Origin of the sequence: Nonomuraea sp. NPDC003560 (genome assembly GCF_042878785.1) — a bacterium.
In the GTDB taxonomy this organism is placed as follows: Bacteria; Actinomycetota; Actinomycetes; order Streptosporangiales; family Streptosporangiaceae; genus Nonomuraea.
Window position 1 is genome coordinate 568,929 of sequence record NZ_JBIAOF010000006.1, and the last position, 22,729, is coordinate 591,657.

At 70.4% G+C, this 22,729-nt stretch carries 20 protein-coding genes, 1 tRNA gene and 1 pseudogene; 12 read left to right on the forward strand and 10 right to left on the reverse strand.

The window, feature by feature from the left end:
- Nucleotides 1–1,420 precede the first annotated feature (1,420 nt).
- Nucleotides 1,421–2,887, reverse strand: a pseudogene (locus ACFYUV_RS26440) (BTAD domain-containing putative transcriptional regulator); the annotation flags it as partial.
- Between the two features lie 159 nt (nucleotides 2,888–3,046).
- Complete coding sequence (locus ACFYUV_RS26445; RefSeq protein ID WP_387672123.1) at nucleotides 3,047–3,775, reverse strand: BTAD domain-containing putative transcriptional regulator; 729 nt, start codon at nucleotides 3,773–3,775, stop codon at nucleotides 3,047–3,049.
- Nucleotides 3,776–4,202: 427 nt separating this feature from the next.
- Between ACFYUV_RS26445 and ACFYUV_RS26450 the strand changes: the two genes are divergently transcribed.
- The 5 genes from ACFYUV_RS26450 (at nucleotide 4,203) to ACFYUV_RS26470 (ending at nucleotide 7,981) form a co-directional block, all read left to right on the forward strand.
- Entirely contained in the window at nucleotides 4,203–4,967 is a 765-nt protein-coding gene (locus tag ACFYUV_RS26450) for a hypothetical protein (protein ID WP_387672126.1), read from the forward strand.
- Nucleotides 4,968–4,976: 9 nt separating this feature from the next.
- Nucleotides 4,977–5,678, forward strand: a complete 702-nt coding sequence (locus ACFYUV_RS26455) for a hypothetical protein (RefSeq protein WP_387672129.1) — start codon at nucleotides 4,977–4,979, stop codon at nucleotides 5,676–5,678.
- Between the two features lie 16 nt (nucleotides 5,679–5,694).
- Nucleotides 5,695–6,078: a hypothetical protein gene (locus ACFYUV_RS26460; protein WP_364327847.1), complete on the forward strand. Its 384-nt coding sequence runs from the start codon at nucleotides 5,695–5,697 to the stop codon at nucleotides 6,076–6,078.
- A 27-nt stretch (nucleotides 6,079–6,105) separates the two neighbouring features.
- Nucleotides 6,106–6,300 (forward strand): Rv0909 family putative TA system antitoxin, encoded by a 195-nt coding sequence (locus ACFYUV_RS26465; RefSeq protein ID WP_364327844.1) that lies wholly within the window; start codon nucleotides 6,106–6,108, stop codon nucleotides 6,298–6,300.
- 88 nt (nucleotides 6,301–6,388) lie between these two features.
- Nucleotides 6,389–7,981 carry an FAD-dependent monooxygenase gene (locus ACFYUV_RS26470; RefSeq protein WP_387672134.1) on the forward strand — a complete coding sequence of 531 codons (1,593 nt, stop codon included), beginning with the start codon at nucleotides 6,389–6,391 and terminating at the stop codon, nucleotides 7,979–7,981.
- 16 nt (nucleotides 7,982–7,997) lie between these two features.
- On the opposite strand, the gene ACFYUV_RS26475 is transcribed toward ACFYUV_RS26470, so the two are convergent.
- The 4 genes from ACFYUV_RS26475 to ACFYUV_RS26490 form a co-directional block, all read right to left on the reverse strand.
- On the reverse strand, nucleotides 7,998–8,618 hold the full coding sequence (locus ACFYUV_RS26475; RefSeq protein ID WP_387672137.1) for a DedA family protein: 621 nt from the start codon (nucleotides 8,616–8,618) through the stop codon (nucleotides 7,998–8,000).
- 95 nt (nucleotides 8,619–8,713) lie between these two features.
- Nucleotides 8,714–9,760, reverse strand: coding sequence for a CU044_5270 family protein (locus ACFYUV_RS26480; RefSeq protein WP_387672139.1), 1,047 nt, complete (start codon nucleotides 9,758–9,760; stop codon nucleotides 8,714–8,716).
- Nucleotides 9,757–10,329, reverse strand: coding sequence for an RNA polymerase sigma factor (locus tag ACFYUV_RS26485; protein WP_387672142.1), 573 nt, complete (start codon nucleotides 10,327–10,329; stop codon nucleotides 9,757–9,759). The genes ACFYUV_RS26480 and ACFYUV_RS26485 overlap by 4 nt, the downstream gene beginning before the upstream one ends.
- A gap of 281 nt (nucleotides 10,330–10,610) precedes the next feature.
- A complete protein-coding gene (locus ACFYUV_RS26490) occupies nucleotides 10,611–11,321 on the reverse strand; it encodes a hypothetical protein (RefSeq protein ID WP_387672145.1) in 711 nt (236 codons plus the stop codon).
- A 70-nt stretch (nucleotides 11,322–11,391) separates the two neighbouring features.
- Here ACFYUV_RS26490 and ACFYUV_RS26495 point away from each other — a divergent pair, with 70 nt between their 5' ends.
- Nucleotides 11,392–12,204 carry a TetR/AcrR family transcriptional regulator gene (locus ACFYUV_RS26495; protein WP_387672148.1) on the forward strand — a complete coding sequence of 271 codons (813 nt, stop codon included), beginning with the start codon at nucleotides 11,392–11,394 and terminating at the stop codon, nucleotides 12,202–12,204.
- Between the two features lie 269 nt (nucleotides 12,205–12,473).
- Here the strand turns inward: ACFYUV_RS26495 and ACFYUV_RS26500 are convergent, their stop codons facing one another.
- From ACFYUV_RS26500 to ACFYUV_RS26515, 4 genes are all read right to left on the reverse strand, one after another.
- Nucleotides 12,474–13,022: a hypothetical protein gene (locus ACFYUV_RS26500; protein WP_387672151.1), complete on the reverse strand. Its 549-nt coding sequence runs from the start codon at nucleotides 13,020–13,022 to the stop codon at nucleotides 12,474–12,476.
- Between the two features lie 724 nt (nucleotides 13,023–13,746).
- Nucleotides 13,747–14,151, reverse strand: a complete 405-nt coding sequence (locus tag ACFYUV_RS26505; RefSeq protein WP_387672154.1) for a hypothetical protein — start codon at nucleotides 14,149–14,151, stop codon at nucleotides 13,747–13,749.
- Between the two features lie 2,001 nt (nucleotides 14,152–16,152).
- Nucleotides 16,153–16,225, reverse strand: a tRNA-Arg gene (locus ACFYUV_RS26510).
- Nucleotides 16,226–16,282: 57 nt separating this feature from the next.
- Nucleotides 16,283–16,828 (reverse strand): hypothetical protein, encoded by a 546-nt coding sequence (locus ACFYUV_RS26515; protein ID WP_358290847.1) that lies wholly within the window; start codon nucleotides 16,826–16,828, stop codon nucleotides 16,283–16,285.
- Between the two features lie 437 nt (nucleotides 16,829–17,265).
- On the opposite strand from ACFYUV_RS26515, the gene ACFYUV_RS26520 reads away from it, so the two are divergent.
- The 6 genes from ACFYUV_RS26520 to ACFYUV_RS26545 all read left to right on the forward strand — a co-directional run bounded on the left by ACFYUV_RS26520 (nucleotide 17,266) and on the right by ACFYUV_RS26545 (nucleotide 22,706).
- On the forward strand, nucleotides 17,266–18,450 hold the full coding sequence (locus ACFYUV_RS26520) for a sensor histidine kinase (protein ID WP_387672157.1): 1,185 nt from the start codon (nucleotides 17,266–17,268) through the stop codon (nucleotides 18,448–18,450).
- A 32-nt stretch (nucleotides 18,451–18,482) separates the two neighbouring features.
- Nucleotides 18,483–19,109, forward strand: a complete 627-nt coding sequence (locus ACFYUV_RS26525; protein WP_387672160.1) for a response regulator — start codon at nucleotides 18,483–18,485, stop codon at nucleotides 19,107–19,109.
- Nucleotides 19,110–19,562: 453 nt separating this feature from the next.
- Entirely contained in the window at nucleotides 19,563–19,793 is a 231-nt protein-coding gene (locus ACFYUV_RS26530) for a hypothetical protein (RefSeq protein WP_358290834.1), read from the forward strand.
- Between the two features lie 355 nt (nucleotides 19,794–20,148).
- Complete coding sequence (locus ACFYUV_RS26535) at nucleotides 20,149–20,436, forward strand: hypothetical protein (protein ID WP_358290831.1); 288 nt, start codon at nucleotides 20,149–20,151, stop codon at nucleotides 20,434–20,436.
- 3 nt (nucleotides 20,437–20,439) lie between these two features.
- Nucleotides 20,440–21,171 (forward strand): prolipoprotein diacylglyceryl transferase family protein, encoded by a 732-nt coding sequence (locus ACFYUV_RS26540; protein WP_358290828.1) that lies wholly within the window; start codon nucleotides 20,440–20,442, stop codon nucleotides 21,169–21,171.
- On the forward strand, nucleotides 21,168–22,706 hold the full coding sequence (locus tag ACFYUV_RS26545; RefSeq protein WP_387672165.1) for a radical SAM protein: 1,539 nt from the start codon (nucleotides 21,168–21,170) through the stop codon (nucleotides 22,704–22,706). Before ACFYUV_RS26540 ends, ACFYUV_RS26545 begins: the two co-directional genes overlap by 4 nt.
- Nucleotides 22,707–22,729: the final 23 nt, after the last annotated feature.

The window sequence follows — 22,729 nt, forward strand, 5'->3', positions numbered from 1 at the left end:
ACAACATCGAGCCGCACACCGGGAAGTCGAGGACCGGGTTCGTCACGATCAGCAGGTCGTAGCCCCGCGCGGCGGCGAACAGCTCCGCGCCGTACCGGACCTCCCGCGGCCCGGCGTGGTGGGCGTACGCCGTCAGCGCGATCGACTCCGCGACGACCGACCACGACGTGGCCCCCTCGTACGGCACCCCCGGCGGACGCAGGTCGCGCGCCCGCTCGACCGCCCTGCGGTAGTGCACCAGCGCCGCGGACGTCTCCCCGCGGGCGAGGGCGATCTCGGCCGCGCACAGCGAGTCGATCGCCGCGCCGCCGAGCACGGTGTCGCCCTCACTGATTCCGTTGATGCCGGCCAGCTCGGCCTCGGCGGCGTCGAGATCGCCGTCGGCCAGTGCCGAGATCAGCAGGACCGAGCGGAGCTGGGCCTCGTCGTCGACGGCGCCGAGCCGGCGCAGCACCGGCAGCGCGGTCCGCGCGTGACCGACCGCCCGCCCGCGGTCGCCGAGCTGCATGAACAGCTGGGCCAGCACGGCGTGCGCGACCGCGCCGATCCACGGGCCCTCACTGTCGCGGAGCAGCGACAGGGCCTGCTCGGCGGCCCCGATCGCCTGGTGCACCTCCCCGACGTTCTCCAGGACGTGGATGCTCGCCTGCGCCGCGGCCAGCGCCACGTCGCGGTCGGGGCTCCGGCGCAGTTCCAGGAGCTTGCGGTGGGCGTCGTCCCGGTCCCACGCGAGCGCCACCACGGTCATGGCCCCCAGGCGGGAATCGGTCTCGCCGGTCTGCGGCAGCTCCTCAAGGAGCAGGCGCAGGGGATCGTGGGCGCGGTCGGTCACGGCGATGGTGTTCATCAGCGTGATCAGCAGGGCGGCCCTGGTCACCTCGACGAGCGGCGGTGGCGGCGTCCAGCCCTTGAGCGCCTGGCCGATCGCCTCCCGGTGGACGAAGATCCGGGTGTGGTCGCCGCGGATCGACCACAGCGAGCCCACACCGGCCAGCAACTGGACCGTCGCGGCCGGGTCGGGCTCGCCGAGTGCCTGCCGGAGCAGGTCGGCGAGGTTGCCCTCCTCCGCGCGCAGCGCGTCGACCGACTCGTACTGCCCCGGGCCGAACAGCGTGTAGGCGTGTGCGAGGGCGTACGCCGTGGCCCACTTCCGCTGCGCCGCGCGTGCCGCCGCCTCCTCGCCGGCCTCCTTCAGCCGCAGCCGCCCGAACTCCCTGACGGTCTCCAGCATCCGGTAGCGCAGTCCGTACGCCGTCTCGCGGACGCCGAGGATCGACTGCTCGGTGAGCGCGTCCACGACGGCCAGGGCATCCGGGCCGAGCACGTGCTCGGCGGCGGTCAGCGTGAACCCGTCGCCGAACAGCGACAACCAGCGCCAGGCCCGCCGTTCGGGCTCGTCCAGCAGGTTCCACGACCAGTCGATCACCGCGAGCAGCGTCTGGTGGCGGTCGGGGGCCGTCCGGTTGCCGCCGCGCAGCAGGGCGAACCGGTCCGCCAGCCGCCGCGCGATCTCCTCGACCGACATCACCCGTACCTTGGCCGCGGCCAGCTCGATCGCGAGCGGCAGCCCGTCGAGGCGGGCGACGACCTCGGCGACCGCGTCCTCGCCGATCCGCACCCCGGGGCGGGCGGCCGTGGCGCGCTGCCGGAACAGCTCCGCCGCGTCCTCGGCGAGCAGCTCGCCGAGCAGGTAGACGCGTTCGGCCGGGATCGACAGCGGGGCGCGCGAGGTGGTCAGCACCCGCAGGTCGCGGGTCGTCACGGTCAGGAACGCCACGAGGTCGGCGACGGCCTCGATCACGTGCTCGCAGTTGTCCAGGACGAGCAGCGCCGGAGCCTGGTCGAGATGCTGGGCGATGCGGGCGCGCACGTCGGCGCGCTGCCCGGCGGTCAGGATCCGGCGCCCGCTGACCGAGTCGCGGACCCCGAGCGCCGACCCCACCTCGCCCACCACGCCCTCCGGCGAGGAGACGCCGACCAGCTCGATGAAGTGCACGACGGGCTGCGCGGCGTTCCGGCCCGCCACATGGGCCAGCCGCGTCTTGCCCAGGCCGCCGGGGCCGACGACGGAGACCACCCGGTTGGTCTGCAACAGGGCGTGGACGGCGCGGATGTCGTCCTCGCGGCCGAGCAGCGAGGAGCCGTCGAACTGGAGGCCGACGCGCACCGGCCGGTCCGCGGCGAGGAGTTCGGCGTACACGCGGGCCAGCTCGGGGCCGGGTTCGGTGCCGAGCCGGGCGATCAGGCCCGAGCGGTGGCGTTCGTAGCGCTCCAGCGCGGCGGCGGCGCCGCGGACGGCGGCCTCGCTGCGCAGCAGGCAGGCCAGCAGCTCCTCGTCCTGCGGCCGGTCGGCCGCGGCCTCCTCCAGCAGCGGCAGCGCGGCCTCGTGCGCGCCGCCGCGGGCGGCCGCGATCGCCGCCACCCGCCGGGCCTCGGCCGCCTGCCGCGCCGCGACGGCGCGCAGGTCGGCCAGCGCGCCCGTGGCGCCGTCGGGGCCGCCGGCCACGACCAGGTCCAGGGCCTCCTCGGCACGGCGGCGCGCGAGCGTCGCGTCGTCCTGGCCCAGCGCGGCCCGCGCCTGCTCCACCAGCGTCCCCAGCAGCAGGACGTCGACCTGGTCCGCGGACAGCCCGAGCCGGTAACCGCGCGGGACGCGCACGACGACGTCGGGGCCGGTCGCGGCCCTGGTCCGGGACACGACCACCTGCAGCGCCTTGGTCGGGTTGGCCGGCGCGCCGTCGGGCCACAGCTCCTCGACCAGCCGCTCGTCGCCGACGCCCGCGCGCCCGTGCAGGGCGAGCACGGCCAGCAGGGTGTGCGCGCGGTCGCCCACGACGCGCGCGCCGTGCCAGCGGACGCCGTCGAGGAGGACCAGTGCGGGAGACACATCCTCAGCTTACGGACGATTCACCGGCCCGCGCCGCCTCCCGCGCCCGCCCCGCCGCGACGACCCGGCCGGTCGGCCTTCCCCGGCCGGACCGCCTCGGCTGGTGGCGCTCAGACCGGCTCCTTCGCCGCCCAGGCCGGAACGCCTCGGCGGTCACGCTCAGACCGCCTTCACCCGGCCGGTGCCGAAGGGGTAGAGCTGCTGGATCACCGCGACGATGTCCGGCGCCGGGGGCACCCCCAGCTCCCGCTGCAGGATCCCGCTGAACTTCTCGTACTGGCGCAGCGCGCTGCTGGGGTCGCCGCGGCGCGCGTGGATCTCCAGCAGGATGCGGTTCGCGCTCTCCGACCACGGCTCGGTCTGCACGGCGGCCAGCCCGTACGGCAGCGCCTCGGCGGGCCGGCCGAGGGCCAGCAGCCGGGCGGCGGCGCTCTGCAGGGCCTGCGCGGTGAGGGTGCGCAGCCAGTCACGGCGGTCGACGACCCAGTCGTCGGGCCAGCCGGCCAGCAGCGGGCGCTCGACGTCGGCGGGCGGGCCGGTCAGCTCCCCGGCCGGGCCGCCGCCGTAGATGGTGTCGTTGATCCAGCGGGTCAGCGCGTCGACGTCCACCCTCGTGGTCTCGGACAGGTTCAGGATGTCGCCGTCGGTCTCGACGAGCTCGCGGGTTCTGCGCGCGAGCCTGGACAGGGTGGTACGGAGGTTGGCCAGGGCCTGCTGCTCGGTCCCGTCCGGCCAGAGCAGTCCGGCCGTCTGCGAGCGGGACATCGGTCCCATGATCGCCAAAGACGCGATCAGTCTGGCCACCCCGTAGGGCAGGGCCAGCGTGGAGCCGCCGCAACGCAGCCGGAACGGTCCCAGAAGTCGCAGTTCCAGGTCTGACTTGGCCACTCATACATCCTTCCCACGCCTCCGACTGTCAGAGCGTAGCCAGGCATATACGGAACGCCGGGCTCAAAGTCACGGCCGCGTCCACGTGCCGCGGGCGACTCCCGGCGGTGGCGCTCGCGCGGTGCCCGCGTACGGCCGGCGTCCCGCGGGCGGGATCGCATCGGTGCCCGCGGTGAGACGCGCCGGTCACGCCGATGGCGGGAGAATGGCGGCTTTCGGGGCTCGGACGGTGTGCGTTCCGGCGGAGGAACACGGCCGTGTTGCGCCGCCGTGCCGGGGCGTTGTGCCCGGCGTCTCTCGGGGGCCACGGGATCGCCACGTCCGCATGCGCGGGGGATGCGCGGATGTCAGATTCCGGCGCTGTCACGGAAATGGCCCCAATTGTTCACTGTTGGTCATCAGTCCGCTCCGACCAATAGGAGGAACCGTGAGCACCCCATCAGCACCCGCCGCGTTCGCCGGCTCGCTGAAGATGCCACCCGCGCCGCCCAGGCCACAGGCCGCGATGGCGGCGGCAGAACCGCCGCAGCAGAGCGAGGGCGAGAGCGCCTCGGTCGTCGGGAACTCGATGGTGGCCTTCACCGCCAACGTGTCCGCGCAGCACAAGGACGACCTGCTCAACTCCTTCGGGCTGGCGCAGCTCTCGACCGTCGCCCAGGGCATCAACCCCGAGACCGACCCGCTCGGCTATTACCACAAGGTCATCGAGGTGCTGACGAACATCGGCTACACCGGGCAGTCGGTCAACTTCGCCGGCTACGACACCAAGACCGCCACCGTCGAGATCGACAAGGTGGTGCTGGAGATCATGGCGACCCTGGTCACCGAGCCTGAGCTGGAGATCGTCAAGGCGGCCGTGACGGCGCTGAAATCGTCCGCCGACAGTAACGGGGCGCCGTGGCAGATCTACAACAGCCAGTCCACGTCGGACACCACCGGAAGCTTCTCGATCGGCCTGGCCACCGAGACGAACAACAACGTCGCCGTCAAGCTGTCCGCCTTCCACTTCGCCGGCACCGAGACCGCGACCAAGTTCCTGTGGATGTCCTACTCGGCGACGTCCGTGGACATCAAGCAGGGCCAGACGACCATGGTTCTCAACGACTCCGTCTACAGCGCGGTCAGGGCGACCGTGGCGCAGAAGATGTCCAGCCATGCGAGCAACTACATCGACAACCTGCCGTCGCTGTAGGAGGGCTCGATGGACGCCACAACCGCGATGCTCGTCGAAGGCGCCTTCCTGCTGCTGGACGGCGGGTTCACGGCCCAGCAGGGCGAGGACGTCGTCAACTCGGTCCTGCTGGCCGGGCACGTGGCCGCGCAGGCCGCCGCGCCCGACGCGATGGGGCACGCCGCCGAGCTGCGTCAGGCGCTCGGCAACATCGGCTGGACCACCACGGACCTCACCCGCGACAGCACCCAGCTGGACTGCGGCGACAAGCCCGACAAGACCGGGAGGTTCTGGAAGGCCGGCAAGACCGGCGGCACCGCCGGAAGCCCGGAATGCGTGCCTCTGACCATCATCGGCCAGACGCTCGCCAGGCAGCTGACCAGCGATCTCGCCGACCAGGTGGTGGCCGGGGTCTCCGCCCTGCAGACGGCCGGCCCGCAGGTCCGCCAGGCATGGGCCCTGGCAAGCCGGACCGGCCCGCCGAGCTGCCTGCTGTTCGTCGCCACGCTCACCGGCGGCGTTCCGATGCTCGCCTACAACTACAACCAGCTCACGCCCGGCACGGACGCCACGACCTACCCGTGGTCCGCGGTGACCGAGCCCGGCACGCTGACCCAGTTCAGCGGCTCCGCCGCGATGAACCGGATGGTGTTCACCACCGCCTTCAGCGGGGCGCTGGCGGCCAAGGTCGCGCCGCTGCGCCCGACAGCCGTCGTCCCGCTGCACACCTGACACGAAGGAGAGAGCAGTGATTCTCACCCAGCAATCCACGCCCGCACCCGCCGAGGACCTTCCGGCCAACCAGAACGTGATGATCACCGGGCCCATGGGCGACTGCGTGTCCGTGGTCGTGCTCTGGAACCAGGTCGCGGGCGCGTACCAGAACGTACGCGGCTACCACGGGTCCGGCGGATTCCAGGCGATCAACCTGCCGTCGCTGTTCGCCGGCGTCCCGAACGTCGCCGGCACGCGGATCATCGGCTTCTTCACCGTCCAGTCGGCGTCGTCGAACGACCGCCAGCGATTCCGCGACTACTGCGCCCAGAACTTCCCCAACGCCCAAGCCGTCGTGGCCGAGGGAGGTGGCAACTACCGCGTTGACAGGACCGGCGCGTGGGCCGTCCAGCAGTGAACCGCATCGAGCAAGGAGAACCCGATCATGGGAATCAGCGACTGGCTGAAGAAGGCCGAGGACCTGGCCAAGGAGCACCCCGCCGAGACGGCGGAGGTCTTGCGGCGGGCTGAGGAGTTCGTCGAGGACGACACCGGCCACCAGTACGACCAGCAGATCAAGAAGGGCCTGGAGGCGGTCGAGGAGGCCTTCGGCGGCGAGGGCGAGGAGAACCAGCCATAAACCTGCACGACGGGCCGGCCACCGCGGGTGGCCGGCCCCTTCTTCGGCGCAGGGAAGCTCGCGCGACCTGGTCTGATTACGATGAGGCGTGGATCGGCTGCGGAGCGTCCCCAGGGCGGACGGCGAGGTGGAGGTGCTGATCGTCGGCGGCGGGCCGGTCGGGCTCACCGCACGGGCGCTGCTGGACCGCTGGGGCGTGCGGACCCTGCTGGTCGAACGGCACCGCGAGCCGTCGCCCTTCCCGCGGGCCCGGCTGGTCAACGTGCGGTCGATGGAGATCTACCGCGGGCTCGGGCTCGCCGCCGGGATCACCGCCCACGCGTTCGCCCCCGAGTACGGCCGCATCCGCTTCCGCGACACGCTGTGCGGCCGCGACTTCGCCACGGCGGCGATGACCGGCATCGACGCGCCGGTGCCCGAGAGCCCCGTGACCGGCGTGGTCACCTCGCAGGACCGCCTGGAACCCGTCCTGCTCGCCGGGGCGGGGTCGCCGGCCTGCTTCGGCGTCGAGCTCGCGGAGCTTGCCGAGGAGGCGGACGGCGTCGTGGCCGTCCTGGTCGGCGGCTCCCGGGGCGGCGAGCGCACCCGGCTCCGCGTCCGTCACGTCCTCGCCGCCGACGGCGCGAACTCCACCGTCCGGCGCCTGCTGGGCATCGGCGTCACCGGGCCCGGGAGCATGGGGGGCTTCACCACCGTCGTGTTCGACGCCGACCTGCGCCGCTGGTGCGCCGACCGGCCGGCCGGGGTCTACTTCACCGCGCACGGCCTGTTCGCGCCGCTGTATCCGGAAGGAGGCTGGGCCTGGTTCGTCCCCACCCCGGACGACGGCCCGCACGCCGACTGGCCCGCCCTGCTCGCGCGCGCCCTCGGCGGCGTGCCGGCCGACGTCGTCCGGATCCAGCACTGGGAGACCGACGCGTTCGTCGCCGAGCGTTTCCGCCACGGCCGGATCCTGCTGGCCGGCGACGCCGCGCACGCGATGCCCATCGTCGGCGGGCTGGGCATGAACACCGGCATCGCCGACGTGCACAACCTGTGCTGGAAACTGGCGGGCGTCCTGCGGGGGTGGGCCGCTCCCGGCCTGCTGGAGACGTACGAGGAGGAGCGGCGGCCGGTCGCCTGCCGGACACTGCGCCAGGCGGTGGCCAACACCGAGCTCATGCTCGACGTGCAGAACCGGCGCCGCGCCCAGCTCCAGCGCGGCCGGGCAGCGCCGGACCACGTCGAGCTGCCCTGGTCGGAGCGGTACTTCGCGCAGCTCGGCCTGGTGCTGGGCGGCGCGTACCGCTCCGGCGCCGTCCTCGCGGGCGAGGGGCCCGCGCCGGAGCCGCCGGGCGCGGACTACGTGCCCAGCGCGGAACCAGGTCGCCGGATGCCGCACCTCTGGCTCGCCCGCGACCGCTCGACCCTGGACACCTTCGGCGAATGGTTCACCGTGCTCACCCCGGACCCCGTCGCCTGGGCCGGGCCGACGACGCCGTGGCCGGTGCGCGTCGAGTCCCTTCCCGTGGAACATGCGGCGTTCTGCGGGATCACCGCGCAGGGAGCGCTGCTCGTCCGTCCCGACGGGCACGTCGCCGCCCGCTGGTCCGGCCCTCCGGCCGCCTCCACCCTCCTCGACGCCCTCGCCGCGTTGACCGGGCAGGACGCCCGAGCCGTCCGTCGCGCAGCGCCTCCGTGACGACCGGCCCGCGCCGTCATCCGGCCTGTGCCGCATGCCGTCCCTTGCGCCGCTCGCCCAGCCGGACGCCCACGAAGACCAGCACGGCCAGCAGCACCACGGCGATGACCGCGTTGGTGCCCATGCCGACGTAGGACTCCACCAGCGACCAGTTCTCGCCGAGCGCCCAGCCGGCCAGCACGAACACGGTGTTCCAGAGCAGGCTCCCGGCCGTGGTCAAGAGCGTGAAGACGCCCAGCGGCATACGTTCCACCCCGGCGGGAACGGAGATCAGGCTGCGGAAGATCGGGATCATCCGGCCGAAGAACACCGTCTTGCGCCCGTGCTTGTGGAACCACGCCTCGGTCCGCGCGATGTCGGAGACCTTCAGCAGCGGGAGCCGGGCGGCCAGGGCCAGCGTGCGCTCGCGGCCGAGCGCCGCGCCCACCCAGTACAGCGCCAGCGCCCCGATCACCGAGCCGGCCGTGGTCCACAGCAGCACGGCGGCAAGGTTCATCGCCCCCTGGGAGGCGGTGAAGCCGGCCAGCGGCAGGATCACCTCGCTGGGCAGGGGCGGGAACAGGTTCTCCAGCGCGATCGCGATCCCCGCTCCCGGCGCGCCCAGCAGCTCCATCAGGTCGATCAGCCATTCCGTCATGCGTCAGAGACTAGGAACGACCAAGGGGTGGCCACCATGAGGCAGGTGGCCGTTCAGGGGTGCGGGAAACCACACCCCCGCTGCCCTCGTCGGGACTAGCTGCCGGTGCACCACTGCCCGCTCTTGAACCTCTCCTCGATCTCGACGTCGGGCGCCGAGTCGGCCACCGAGATGTCGAGTTGCGCCGTGGCGGCCACCAGGGTGCCGACCGGCGGCTTGGCCACCTTGGCCGCCTTGGCCGTCTTGGTGTCGACCACCACCTGACGGTCGCCGAGCAGCGCGTAGGTGTCCCTGTCGAAGATCAGCTCCCAGCGCAGCCCGTCCGGGCTCGTGAAACCCACGCCGACGCCCTTGCGGCCCGCCGCGTCCTGCACCTCCTCGTCGATGGTGATGCCGGGGAACGTGCTCAGGGCCTGGTACAACGCGCTGCGCTGCGCGGCCGGCAGGTACGTCTGCCACAGCAGCTCACGTGCGGCGAGGAAGGCGAGGAACGGCGTCAGCTTCTCCGCCTTGGGCTTCCACATGGCGTCGAGGTGGGTGCGCATGCCGGCCGGGTCGGTCGGCAGGTTCTTGATCGTCGGGTAGTCGCTCTTGAAGTCCTTGCAGTAGACGATGGGCTGGATCTTGGTTCCCATGTCCTTGTAGGCGGACTTCGGGATCGGTTCGCCGGCATAGGCCAGGGGCTCGATGGGCGTCTGCTTGCGCACGCCGTCGGCGTACTGCCCTGGCCGCCGCTCGCCCGCTCGCAGCCAGACGGTGTTCTTGTAGCGCCGGTAGTAGTGGTCCTTGGACTTCTCGTAGGGCATCAGGGAGTAGTCCATCGTCTGCAGGGTCTTCACCACGATGTACTGGTCGTCGCGCGGCTCGATCTCGTCGGCCGCGGCCCTCGCCGCGCGGTTGAGCACTTCGGCGGCCGACAGCAGCTTCATCTCGTGAGGCGGGTTCGAGGGGGACGGGACCTGCACCGCGACCACGCCGACGGCCACCGCCAGCCCTCCGGCGAGGGCGAAGGTGTACGGCCTGCGCCAGGCCCACCGGGACCGCCCCGCCCTGAGCAGCCGATCCCTGGCCATGGCCTTGGTGCCGGGGTCGTAGGGCGCCACTTCCGGCCGCACCTCGTTGATCAGGTCGAACTCGTTCATCGGGGGTCCTCCAGGACGTTGCGAATCTTGGCCCGGATCCGGGACAGACGGGAACGGACGGTGCCCACCGGGATGTCGAACGCCTGAGCCGCCTGCTCGTAGGACAGTTCGGCCCAGGTGACCAGGAAGAGCAGCTCGCGTTCCGCCGAAGAGAGCCTGGCCAGCGCGTCGGCCAGGCGGGGACCGAGCCGCTGGGCGTCGATCCGGTCGATGCTGCGCTGCTCGAAGGGGTTGTCGTCGTGACCCGGCATCCTGGCCAGGGCCCGCAGCCTGCGCACCTCGGTACGGCGGTGTTTGGCGATCAGGTTGGCGGCGATGCCGTACAACCAGGGGGCGGCGTCCGGTCTGGACAGGTCGTAGCGGGACCGTTTTCGGAACGCCGCGAGGAACGTCTCGGCCGTCACGTCGTCGGCCGCGGCGGAGTTCTCCTGGCCGAGGCGTCTGGTGGCATATCGGTGGATCTCATCCGCGTACCGGTCGAAGAGGCCCGCGAACCGATCGGGGTCGGCCAGCGACTCCTCGATGAGGGCGGCGTCCGTGATGGCCGCCACCGGGGTGAGTCCTCTCATGGGGGGAAGTCCTTCCACAGGGCGCGTTCGCACCCTTCACCACAGACTCACCCGCACCGGCCTTTCGGTTCCATCGCTCCTCGTGGGGTTCGGCGCGTGGGAGTTCAACGGAATCCGACCCGCTTCAGCCTGCTTGAGCGGAATCCAACCTGCTTCAGCTTGCTTGAGCGGAATTCGACCTGCTTGAGCGGGATCTGATTCGCTTCAGCGGGATCCGGCCTGCTTGAGCGGGATCCGGCCCGCCGAACTCGCCACGCGTACGTGCCTGTGCGTCGCCGCCGTCAGGCGAACCGTGGCGCCGGGATGACCCTCTTCCTCAGCGCCGCGACGCCGACGGCCGCCACCCAGATGGCGGCGATGCCGTTGAACATCGCGACCGCGCCCCAGCCGTTCGAGGCGTAGAACTCCGACGAGTTGAAGCCGAAGAACATCGACGGCACCCCGGCCAGATGCAGTGCGGCGATGCCGAACGCCGACCAGCCGACCCACCGGGAAAGGGCGCCGGTGCGCAGCACCGCGTACCCGAAGGCGACACCGAAGACGACCAGCATCAGATGGCTCATCGAGCCGTAGAGCAGGTAGGTGGGCACGGTGCGGGTCGGGTCGATCTCCTCGACGGCCTTGATGGCGTTGCTGCCCTCGATCCCCTTGGCGACCATGTCGATGATCGTCCACGCCACGCCGGCGGTGCCGGCGACCGCCCCGAACCATTCGTAGCGGGCGTCGGCCCGCGTGATGAGGGACCGGACGCCGCTCATGAACACCAGGAACAGCGTCAGCGCGCAGAAGTTGAAGAGCGTACGGGTGAGGATCAGCCAGTCCGGCATGAGGGCGCCGGTCTCGACACCGCAGGCCGGAGGGTCACACGCGGGCACGACGAAGTAGAGGGGGAGCTCGGCCATCGCGAAGACGGCGCCGAGGATCGCGGCCACGCCGATCCAGCGGCGCGCCGTGGGCGGGAGCTGAATCTGTGTAAGTAATGAAGTGTTCATGGCATGCACAGTAGCAACAACTGTGTAAGCCGTCTACTATTTCCTTCAGATCTTCGAGAGGATGCCGGCCATGACCCCACGCAAGAGCTCCGGACGCGACCTCACGCGAGACCGCGAGCCCGCGCCGGATCCCGGGCCCGCCGACGACGCAGACCTCGATGCGCTGCCGCCTGGCTTGGCCGCGGCCTGGGGCGTCGTCGACACCGGTGGGCGGCGCGGCCCCAAGCCGGCGCACAGCGTCGAGAAGATCATCGCGGTCGCGACCGAACTGGCCGACGAGGAGGGCATCGCCGCCGCCTCCCTGCCCAAGGTGGCCGCCCGGATCGGCGTGACCGCCAACGCGCTGTATCGCTACGTCAGCTCCAAGGAAGAGCTCATCGTGCTCCTGGCCGATCGCGCCTGGGGCGACCCGCCCGAGTTGCCCGACGGCGACTGGCGAGAGGCGGCCGCGCTGTGGTCACGCCGGCTGTTCGAGCGTTTCCTCTCCCGTCCGTGGCTGCTGGACGTGCCGACCACCGTCTCCCTGACCCCGCACAACGCGGCCTGGCTGGACGCCCTGATCACCGCGCTCGGATCGACCGGCATGGAGGCGCAGCTGATGCTGAACTGCGCGTACCTCCTCGACAGCCACGCCCGGTACGGCGCCAACCTGCGCCGCAACACTCCGACACCGGCCGCGTTGCGCCGCGCGAACCCCGACCAGCAGCGGGCGGTACGCGCGGTCCGCGTGTTCCTCGACGGCCAGCTCCGCTCCCGCAACCTGAACGCCGTCGCGGACGCGATCCAGGACCCGATGTTCCTCGCCGACGAACCTCCGCTCGACGGCTTCGAATTCGGCCTCGCCAGAATCCTCGACGGCATCGAGGCATACGTCCAGCAGTAGGAACGCCGCAGCAGCCAGCCCCCGGATGTTCCCGTCGGCAGGCGTGCATGAATTATCAGGCGTGCGTTCCTACGCCTGGTCCAGCGCCTCCCGCGGCGCCATCACGTACGAACAGCGTCAGGTCTCGGCGAGCTCAAGGTCGGCGATGTGGGCGGCGACGTCGACGGCAATGTCGTCCAGGCCCGATCGGTCCTCGGCCGCGTTCTCGCCAAAGGCCGCAAACCATGGTCACTCGACTGGCACAGACTCCGCACGTGCCGTTCGATCACTCACGCCGACGCCAGGTCCTCGAACCCTGCCTTCAACCACGTAGGCCCCACGACGACGTGCAGCTCACTGCCGCGCCCCAGCACAACCGCCGTCCTGGGAACCGGCCGGCCGTCGGGCATCACCAGCCGGGTGGGACGATCCACCGACAAGCCTTCTCCCTTGATGCTCCCGGTGACCACCCGGTGCCGCTGTCCTTCATATCCGCCGACAAGCGCCACCCGGTCGCCGGCGACAACCAGCGCATGAGCGCCCCTCACCTGCGTGGACCAGCCGGCAACCGCGCCGGCTCGAACCCGCACAATCGGAAAGTCGGTGTAGTAGTAGGCCCAGGCTTCACTCCCCGACACGTTCAGCGCGTAGCAGTCGGAGATCGCGCCGAACTCGCCGTCGTACGGATATCGCCACGCGGCAGCCAGATCAGCCCCGAAGCGGATCAGTCCGGGGGAGCCGATGGGGGCAGGACTGCCTTTCTCTCCCCAGCCGAAGTTGCCGAACACGCCTTCGTCGAAATAGCTCACCCATATGTCGCCGGAAAGCGTCGTCTGCACGTCGGCGATTCCGTCTCCCAACACTCCCTTTCGCAGGAGCTTTCCGTCGGCATCGTAGACGGCGGCGTTGGACTCGGCCGCTCCGTCCCGCCAACGGCACCGCGCCCCCACCAAGAGCACGGCCCCGTCCGGCATCGGCTGGACGTGGTTGTGCGCCGGTGAGTGCCGGGCGATGGAAACCGACCTCGTCAGTTGGGGACGGTACGTGGCGACATGTAACGAGACTGGCTCGGCCGTACGCGAATGGGGAAAGGACGCCCCATCAGAGGCGACAGTCCGTGCAGTCAGCGAATCAGCGTTCTCCTGCGAGGCCCACACAACGACGAGTTCCCCCTTTGGGCCCGCCGCCGTACTCACCATCTCCGCGCCCCGGGACGGCGGAACCAAGTCCGCGTGATGGCGCAGCCGCACAACGTCTGTCTTTCGATTTCTTCCGGCTCGGCCTCGCATGGGAGACACCTTATTGATCGCGTGGCTTAATCGCGCCTGAAATAAATCCCAGCCAGTGCCCGCACCGACGCTCCTGAAGCCCCATTTCGGGGCCGATCTCCATATCGCAAGCAATCGACCCCGACCATGTGACATGGAACGCCGCTGGGAACAACAGCTGCCCCCGCTCCTCCCGCGGACGAGCACATCACCAGGGAGCCGGCCCGGCCGCACGCCGCCCCCCGAAGGCGCGGCGGCACGGTCGGCGATGCCTTCGAACAGGTTGTCCAGGGGTTCAGCGACGGGCTTTGCGCAGTCCGGTGATCTGCAGCTCGGCGAACAGCCCCACGACCAGGGCCTGCGCGATGGCCCAGACGGCCCCGAGCGTACTGAACTCCAGCGCACCCGTCACGACGGCGGCCACGCTGCCGAGGGTCCAGGCGATGTTCAACGCGATGACGGCCCTGACGGCGTTCTGGCTGATCGTTGGACGCGCGGCCACCAGGCCGACGGCGGCGCCGTACACGAGCAGGAAGACCCCGATCTCGCGCAGCAGCCCCGCGCCCGGCCCGAGCAGGCCGCTCACGGGCCCGGCCAGGGCCAGGTACACCAGCCCGTTCACGCCGGTGACGACGGCGTCCGCAACAAGAGCGAGGCGCAGGAACTTGGTCCGGTCGGCGGTGATGGTGAGGGCGGTCATCTCTGCTCCTTCAAGTGCTCGTTTCGACACCTGAACAATGGCAGCGAGACGTAAGGACCGCGATTACGCGCCAGGTAATGAGAACGACAACCAGACCGCTCAGGGCGGACGCTACCCGCTACAAGGATGCGTCTTTCCGTGTCACTTGTAGGGGCACCGCTACTGGAGGGAGTGCCGCCATGGGCCCGTTCACGGCTCTGCTGATCGCCGCGGCGCTTGTGGCCGTGCTCCACGTCGCCGTCAGCCGCAACCCCCGCTGACCAAGTGCTCGCAGTGCGCGGGCAGCGGCTTGCGTTCGGTCGCGGGTGCCGCCGTGGCGGTACCGGCGTGCACGCGCTTCCGACGGTCAGGCGAGATTCGGGGCCGGTTTCGTACATAGACGTTCGGAAAGCGAAACCGCTTTCGGAAGACCTGATCCTCCGCTGCGACGCCCAAGTCAGCGAAAGGCGGGCGGTGGCCTGAAGCAGGCCGGGCACCACCGTAGGCCTCCAGGCCCGATTGAGGACGGTCTTCTCGTAGGCGTCAATGTTGGCGCGCTGGCGGCGCTTGGATCTTGTCTTCAATGAGCGGCGCCAATCCATGTACTACGCGCCGATGGAGCGTACGGCCACAATCAGGACGCCAGGCACCTTCGGCGGCACCCAACCGCACGCGGCGGCGGGACGGCCGGGATGGCGTTAAGCGTTGGCAGCTTCACCTTCTGCTCGCCAGCCTTGCACTTGCCGTACTGGCTGCGGCGCAGGGGCAGCGGTCGCACGGCCCCGGCCTTTGGCATTGATGCACACGCCATAGCTCTCCGGCTTGCCCGGCGCGGCGCTCACGGACGCGGCACCAGGCACACCGAGGCCGACGACGAGAGCGGACACGACTACAGCGCTCTAAAGATCCTCATTGAGGGTTCTCCTCAATGAGGAATGGGGGCAAACGAAGAGTTCCCCGCATCGGACGGCACACTCGGAAGCGGCATCGAATCGCGTTCCGGAGACGTTCGGCGCAGCCTTCACACATGCCCTTGAAGGGCTGGAGAATGGCGTGGTGACGAGGACTTCTGGCGCAGCATCCGGACCAGGAACTGCTGCCACCCGAACCGGCCGGCAACTGCCTGCGTGGACGATTCCGGCCGCGATTTCGGCAGCCGGTTTGGTCGGTTTCATGGCTGCGATGATCTTGATAAAGGTGTCTGAATCGACGCAGCCATGGTTGAAGCTCGGTATCGCCGCTCTGGCGTTCTCCGCAACAGTATGGGGCTGCTACTCGACGCTGCGATGGCTCACCCGCAGACGACGGCAGAACGTCACTGGCTAGTCGGCCTCGTTGATGTACTGCCACCCCCGGAACCCATGACACCGTCAGCAGGACGGCCTAGTCGTCGAGGGTGACCGTTCCGCTCATCCTGCGGCCGTCCGCCTTCAGAGCATTCTCCAGAGTGTCGCCGAACACGATGCCGTCCGGTGCCTACTGTGACCGGGTAGTCGCCGAGCGTAGAACGCGCCGTAGACGGTTTCACGTCCCATTTCTTCGCGCCCTCCGAAGAGCGGGCAGCTGCTTCGCGGGGACCTCCGTGGGGTTGGGCGAGGCTTGGGCACGGGTTCGCCAGGGACGCAGTGGTAGGCGCGCCGGCCGAAGCCGACGATGGCCGAACGGCATTGGGCTCGCCGCATGCAGGCGTTGGAGGCATTGAACTCGATGGTCACCACGCGCCCCGTACTGATCTGCCCGGCACCCCAGAAGCGCATGCCGTCCAGGAGGACGCTCTGCTCCCCTCGGCAAAGGAGGGCTCGCTGGCGATCAGCAGAGAGCGGCTTGAGCAGGTCTTCCCTGCGGACTGGGTTCGCCGCCTGCAGGAGGGCTTTGGCGGCGGCTGAGCGGAGCGGCTGGCGGCTGGAAGTGCGGCCTGCTGTTGCAGGATGCGCATGCACGCGGCTGCGTTGCCGTACACCGCTGCCGTACGCCCACGAAAAAGGCCCTCCGGGATAATCCCAGAGGGCCTTTGACCTGCTGTGCGGCCGGAGGTACTCGAAACCCCAACCTTCTGATCCGTAGTCAGATGCTCTATCCATTGAGCTACGGCCGCTCGCTGCGTAAGCAAGCATAGCGGGTTCTGTGCAGTGCATCGAACCGAATACCGCGATCACTGGCGAGCCGGCTCCTCCTTCTTGGGCCAGAGGGTGTGGCTCACCGGCCAGATCAGGGCGATCAGGGGGACCTTGAGGAGGTTGAGCATGAAGTCCACCAGGGCTTTTGTGCGGGAGGGGTCGTTCACGAGCCAGATGAGGCCGAAGAGGATGAGGCACGAGATTCCGTACGCCAGGAGCAGTTTCAGCCAGAACGCCCACTCGTAGCGTGTCCGGGCGGGTCCGCCTGCTGGAGGCTTCCAGGGCGGGGGGCCGCCGGCGAAGCGGTGGTGGAAGCGGGCGTCGGCCCAGCGCATCGTCCGGTGGCCGAAGACGATCGAGTACGCCAGGTAGGCCGCGGCAAGGCCGTGGCGCAGGTCCGCCGTGGCGCCGCCGCGCATGTCGATGACCGCCGCGGCCAGGAGGACCACGTCGAGGAGCGGGACGCAGAGCAGGAGGGCCGTGCTCAGCCGTCGGCGCTTCCAGAGGTAGCGGCAGGCCAGGCCGAGGCCCAGGAGGAGCCAGAAGCCGATTTCGCAGCCGATGAGGATGGCGACAATCACATGTACCAGCTTGTTGTGATTCGCGGCCCGGCACATCGTCGGCGAAAACGAGCCTGTGGATACATCGAAAGGTGTATCCACAGGCTGACCCTCGGAGGACGGCGGCGGCGTTCGGGAGTGGTGAGATGAGGACATGACACGAGCGGCGGTGAGGGGCTGTGGCGCCGGGGCGCGGGCGGGGGCGGGTCGGGCGACACTGTCCGGGGCGTCGCTGGGGGCCGCCTTCGGTTGTTCAGGGTGTGGGCGGGGCCGGAGTAGGCCGGGTGGTCCGGGTGCGTAGGGTCGCTGACCGGCCGCCGGCCTCGACGCGGTCGGTTTCACAGTGGTGGCGGTCGGTGCCGCTGCCGTGGGGTGCCGGGGTGCGGCCGGGTTCACGGTGGTTGAGGCGGTTCGAGGCGCGAGGGGCCTCCGGGGGCGGCGGTCAGGAGAAGGGCAGGGTGCCGCCTGGGGTGGCGGCCGGGGTGGCCTTCGTTCTGGGGGCGCTGCTGATTCTGGCTGGTGGATACCTGCGCCGCGGCGTGCCGGTGTGGGTGTTGCTGGTGCCGTTGGCGATCACCTGTTCGGCCGTGTTGCTGCGGCAGCGGGCGCCGTTGTGGTCGCTGGCGCTGGGGGTGGTGGCCGTCACGATCGACGGGCTGGTGGGGCCGTCGCTGGCGACCGTGCTGGTGTTCACCGACAATCTCTACGCCGCGGCGCTCTATGGGCCGGCGCGGCTCGCTCGGTGGTTGCTCGGGATCACGACGGTGCTGGCCGTGGTGGCCGGCGCCGTGGCGGCGTTCGTCGCGGCGGACTGGCGGTTGCTGGCCGTCATGGGGATCCAGGCGGGGCTGGTGCTGGTCACGCCGGTCACCACGGCGTGGGTGCTGCGGGAGCAGCGCGACCGGGCGGCCGCGGAACGCGCGCGGGCCGAGCAGGTCGCGCATCTCGCCGAGCTCGACCGGCAGGCCGCGATCGCGGCCGAGCGTACGCGGATGGCTCGTGAGCTGCATGACATGATCGCGAACCATTTCAGTGCCATCGCCATCCAGTCGACGGCTGCTCTGTCCCGCAAGGACCTGGATCGGGAGACGGTCCGGAAGGTCATGGAGTCCGTACGGGAGAACAGCGTCAAGGGCATGGCCGAGATGCGGGACATGATCGGGCTGCTGCGGGAGGCCAACGGCGGGCGTGAGGGGGACGGGCCGGAGCTTGAGGCCACCAGGCCGCGGCTGGCCGACGCGGAGAGCCTGGTCGAGCGTACGCGGCGGGCTGGGATGGAGGTCGAGCTGCGGGTCGACGGGGAGGTGCGTGAGGTGCCGGCTTCGGTGGATCTGGCCGGTTATCGCATCCTTCAGGAAGGGCTGACGAACGCGCTCAAGCATGGTGAGGCACCGGTCGTCGTCTCGCTGGCGTACGAACCTCGGGAGGTTCTCCTGATGGTCGAGAACCGGGTCGGGCGGCGGGGGGCTCGGCTGCCGGGTTCGGGGGCGGGGCTGATCGGCATGCGCGAACGGGCTTCGCTGGTCGGAGGGTTCTTCGAGGCGGGGCGGTCGGGGGGTGGGTGGCGTATCGCGGCGGCCTTTCCGACGTCGCTCACCCCGGACACACAGTCGCTCGACGCCCGTCCCAGGAGCGGCGAGTGACCCAGGAATGGTGATGGCGGAACGGACGTGGCATGAGCATCAGGGTGTTGGTGGCTGACGATCACGCGGCCGTACGGGCCGGAATTGTGATGATTTTGGACGGCGCGGACGACGTCGAGGTCGTGGGTGAGGCCGCCGATGGTGAGCAGGCGGTTCGGTTGGCTCATGATCTGCGCCCTGACGTCGTCCTCATGGACATCCGCATGCCTCGTCTCGACGGCATCTCCGCCACCAGGGAGCTGGCGGGGGTGAGTGACGTCCTGATCCTCACGACGTTCGACGTCGACGAGTACGTCTTCGGGGCTCTCCGGGCGGGTGCGGCCGGTTTCCTGCTCAAGAACACCGAGGCCGATGCCCTGGTGGAAGCGGTGAGGCTGGTGGCGGGCGGCGAGGGGATGATCGCGCCGGGCGTCACCAGACGGTTGATCGCCGCCTTCGCGGACCAGCCGCCCCGCCGTGAGCCGCCCGACCCGGAGGCCCTGACCCCGCGCGAACGTGAGGTGCTGGCCTGCATCGGTCGTGGCCTGTCCAACGCCGAGATCGCCAAGGAGCTCGACATGGCCGAGGCCACCACGAAGACGCACGTCAGCCGGCTGCTGAACAAACTGGGCCTGAAGAGCCGCGTGCAGGCGGCGATTTACTACTCAGAGTCGCTTTAGCCCCGTAGGGTGAACGCCGTGACCACGCCGCCGCCCCCTCCAGCCGGGGAGCCGCCCCCCGAGGGGCCTTCGTTCGGGCAGCGTCCGCCCGGGCCGCCCGGCAGCCAGCCTCCACCTGGGGAACCATCCCCCGAGGGGCCTCCACTCGGGCAGCGTCCGCCCGGGCCGCCGGGTGGCCAGCCTCCAGCTGGGCAGCCGCCCTCCGGGCAGCATCCGTCCGGGCCGTCTGGGCAGCCGCCGTTGGGACAGCCGCCGTCCGGACAGCCGCCGTTCGGGCAGTCGCCGTTCGGGGCTTCTGGGCAGCCATCGTCCGGGCAGCGTCCACCTGGGCCTCCTCCTCCCGGGCAGCCGCCGTTCGGGCCGCCAACCGGACCGCCGGGCGGGCCGTCGGAGCCGCGGCGGCAGCCTGGGCTGACCGTTGCGTTGGCGCTGGCCGGGAGTTTCGCCTACCTGGTGATCAACCTGGTGGTCGGGCTGCTTGCGTTGAGCACGCAGTCCTCGGCGGGGATCGGCGTCGCGGCGGGGTTCCTCTTGCTTCTGGGGCTCGGCTTGGGCATCGTGCTGGTCGTCCTGCGCAAGCCGTGGTCGTTCGGCCTGGGGCTCGGGTTGATGATCGGATGGTCGTTGGCGTCGATCGTCTCGGCCGGATATTGCACGGGGCTGAACCCCGGCCTGTACGCATAGGTGAAGGCATTGATCGTTCGGCACGCAGCATCCCCTGCCGGCCAGAGGTAGCGGGATGACGACACCACCGCCACAGGGCTCGCCGGGGCCGCACCAGAACTGGCCACCACCATCGTCGCCCCCGCCGCCATCACAGCCACCGTCAGAGGCGGGGCCGATGCCCCCGCCGTCGTCACAGGGGGGATCGATGCCCCCGCCGTCGTCACGGCCAGCACCGTTGGCACCGCCACCGTCACAATCCTGGGCGGGGAACTTCCCGCCGCCCCCGCCGCCCCCGCCGCCCCCGTCGTCACCACCGCGACCGTGGCAGTCGACGCCTCTACCGTCACCACCACCCAGCAGTCGCAACTCCGCGATGCTTCTCGGCGCGATGCTGGTCGTCGGCGTGTTCACCTACACCGTCGTCAACGGCATCGTGGGCTTCTTCGCCTTCTTCTCCGCCATCAACGGCACGAACAAGGGGGTCGTGATCGCCGCCGCGGTGCTGCTGGCCCTCGTCGGTCTCGGCGGCGGTCTGGGGTTCGGCCTGGTCCGCAAGTCGTGGTCCCGAGGTCTGGGGCTGGGGCTCGCGATCGGCTGGGCACTGTGGTCGATGCTGACGGCCGGAGTCTGCACCGGCCTCAACCCCAGCCTGTACGGCTGAACCATGCCTTACCACGAGATATTCGTCGGCCTGGGCGTCCTGGTGGCCTCGGTGGTCTTCGTCCGCGAGGCCAGGGCCAGGGGCGCGCTCAACGAGCAGTCACTGGTCGCCGTCACCGGAGCCCTGGTCGGGGGCGCGATCGGCATGCGTCTGGCGGGCTGGCTGGAGACGCTCGACCTCGCCGACCTCTGGCTGTACGGCTCCCGCAGCATCCTCGGCGGCCTGACCGGCGCGTACGTCGGCGTGCTGGTCGCCAAGAAGGTCATCGGCTACAAGGAGCGCACCGGTGACCTGTTCGCCCCGGCGGTGGCGCTCGGCATGGCGATCGGCCGTATCGGCTGTCACCTGACCGAGGCCCCCGGCAGGCCCACGGACCTGCCCTGGGGGGTGCACGCGCCGCCGTCCACCCCGGAATGCCCGGGATGTCTGACGGGCCAGGCCATGCACCCGTCGTTCGTGTACGAGATCGTCTTCCAGCTGGCCGCGTTCGTCGCGCTGCGGTGGGCGCGCAAGCGGCTGACCGAGCCCGGCGAGCTGTTCACGCTCTATCTCGCCGGATACGCGGCCTTCCGGTTCCTGGTCGAGTTCACCAGGGCGAACGAGACGTTGTGGCTCGACCTGACCGGGCCGCAATGGTTCCTGGTCCCCGGCCTGACGCTGCTCGCGCTCAGGCTCGCGTACGGCTGGCGTCGAGGCCACTACGATGCCCTTTTCAAACGGAAGGTCACGACATGAGCGCAGGGATGGGGCTACGGGGAGACCGCATCCTCCGGTACGTCAACGCGTTCTGCCCGAAATGCCACGGCCGGGACCTCGACCAGGTCGAACGGCTGAGCGGCTGGCTGGCCGAACGCGACGGCAAGGTGTGGCTGGAACGCGGCTGCCGCGAACACGGCCTGGTCCGCACGCTGTACGACGAGGACCCGGAGATCCTCTCCTACCTGGAGGAGTGGACCGCTCCCACCAAGCAGCACATCCCCGACGTGTCCGGAAACTTCGCCCCGATCCCCGGCGCGTACCTCGACGGCCTGCCCGAGATGCAGACCCAGCACACCTGCATCCTCCTGGAGGACATCGCCGAGGCGTGCAACCTGCGCTGCCCCACCTGCTTCGCCGACAGCTCGCCCGACCTGACCGGCGTCGTCCCGGTGGCCGACGTCCTGGCGAACGTGGACCAGCGTCTGGCCAGGGAGAACGGCAAGCTCGACGTCCTGATGCTGAGCGGCGGCGAGCCCACGCTCCACCCCGAGCTGAAGACCCTCCTCGCCGAGCTGGTGAGCCGGCCGGTCACCCGCATCCTGATCAACACCAACGGCGTGCTCATCGCCAGGGACGACGCGCTGCTCGACCTGCTCACCGAGCACCGCGACCGGGTGGAGGTCTACCTCCAGTACGACGGCTCGTCGGCCGAGGCGTCCAAGCACCACCGCGGCGGCGACCTGCGCCGGATCAAGGCGGCGGCCGTACGGCGGCTGTCGGAGCGGGAGATCTTCACGACCCTGGTCATGACCGCGGCCCTGGGCGTCAACGACGGCGAGATCGGCGACGTCGTGCGCCTCGCGCTCGACACGCCGTTCGTCGGCGGCGTGTCGCTGCAACCCCAGTTCGGCTCGGGAAGATCGGGCGTCATCGACCCGTCCGACCGGCTCACCCACACCGGCGTGCTCAAGCGGCTCGGCCCGCAGACCGGCGGCCTGGTGACCTGGCGCGACCTGACCGCGCTGCCCTGCTCGCACCCCCACTGCTGCTCGGTCGGCTACCTGATCCGCGACGACGCCCGGCAGTGGCGCTCGCTGGTCGCCCTGATCGGCCACGACCGCCTCAAGGAGAACCTGGGCCTGGTCTCCAACCGCATCGCCGACTCCGAGCTGCCGCGCGAGCTGCGGATGGCCGTCCAGGAATCGCTGCTGGGGCTGCTGTCGGAGCAGTCGTCGCTGTCCCACCCGCAGATCGGCGACCTGTGGCGGGACATCTGCGAGAACTGCGACCTCGGCGTCGCCACGCTGCTCACCCTCGCCTCCTCGGCGCTGCCCGGCCGGCGGAAGAAGCTGCGCAGGATGCTGGGCGAGCGGGTGGTGCGGATCACGATCAAGCCGTTCATGGACATCTCGACCATGATCGAGGAGCGGCTCACGCAGTGCTGCGTGCACGTCGGCACGCGTGCCGAGCAGGACCAGTGCGCGCCGTTCTGCGCCGTGCAGGCCTGGCCGCAGTTGTCGCGGCAGCGGCTGTCCGCGGTGGCCGCCAAGCCGGGGCTGGTGATCCTCTGAAGAGCCAGCCGTACGATCCGCTC

What these genes read in the sequence shown, in the direction of transcription:
- ACFYUV_RS26505 (WP_387672154.1), bottom strand. Translation starts at nt 14,151, where the DNA reads ATGACCGCCCTCACCATCACCGCCGACCGGACCAAGTTCCTGCGCCTC.
- ACFYUV_RS26490 (WP_387672145.1), bottom strand. Translation starts at nt 11,321, where the DNA reads ATGAACACTTCATTACTTACACAGATTCAGCTCCCGCCCACGGCGCGC.
- ACFYUV_RS26495 (WP_387672148.1), top strand. Translation starts at nt 11,392, where the DNA reads ATGACCCCACGCAAGAGCTCCGGACGCGACCTCACGCGAGACCGCGAG.
- ACFYUV_RS26485 (WP_387672142.1), bottom strand. Translation starts at nt 10,329, where the DNA reads ATGAGAGGACTCACCCCGGTGGCGGCCATCACGGACGCCGCCCTCATC.
- ACFYUV_RS26455 (WP_387672129.1), top strand. Translation starts at nt 4,977, where the DNA reads ATGGACGCCACAACCGCGATGCTCGTCGAAGGCGCCTTCCTGCTGCTG.
- ACFYUV_RS26540 (WP_358290828.1), top strand. Translation starts at nt 20,440, where the DNA reads ATGCCTTACCACGAGATATTCGTCGGCCTGGGCGTCCTGGTGGCCTCG.
- ACFYUV_RS26545 (WP_387672165.1), top strand. Translation starts at nt 21,168, where the DNA reads ATGAGCGCAGGGATGGGGCTACGGGGAGACCGCATCCTCCGGTACGTC.
- ACFYUV_RS26480 (WP_387672139.1), bottom strand. Translation starts at nt 9,760, where the DNA reads ATGAACGAGTTCGACCTGATCAACGAGGTGCGGCCGGAAGTGGCGCCC.
- ACFYUV_RS26465 (WP_364327844.1), top strand. Translation starts at nt 6,106, where the DNA reads ATGGGAATCAGCGACTGGCTGAAGAAGGCCGAGGACCTGGCCAAGGAG.
- ACFYUV_RS26475 (WP_387672137.1), bottom strand. Translation starts at nt 8,618, where the DNA reads ATGACGGAATGGCTGATCGACCTGATGGAGCTGCTGGGCGCGCCGGGA.
- ACFYUV_RS26535 (WP_358290831.1), top strand. Translation starts at nt 20,149, where the DNA reads ATGCTTCTCGGCGCGATGCTGGTCGTCGGCGTGTTCACCTACACCGTC.
- ACFYUV_RS26525 (WP_387672160.1), top strand. Translation starts at nt 18,483, where the DNA reads ATGAGCATCAGGGTGTTGGTGGCTGACGATCACGCGGCCGTACGGGCC.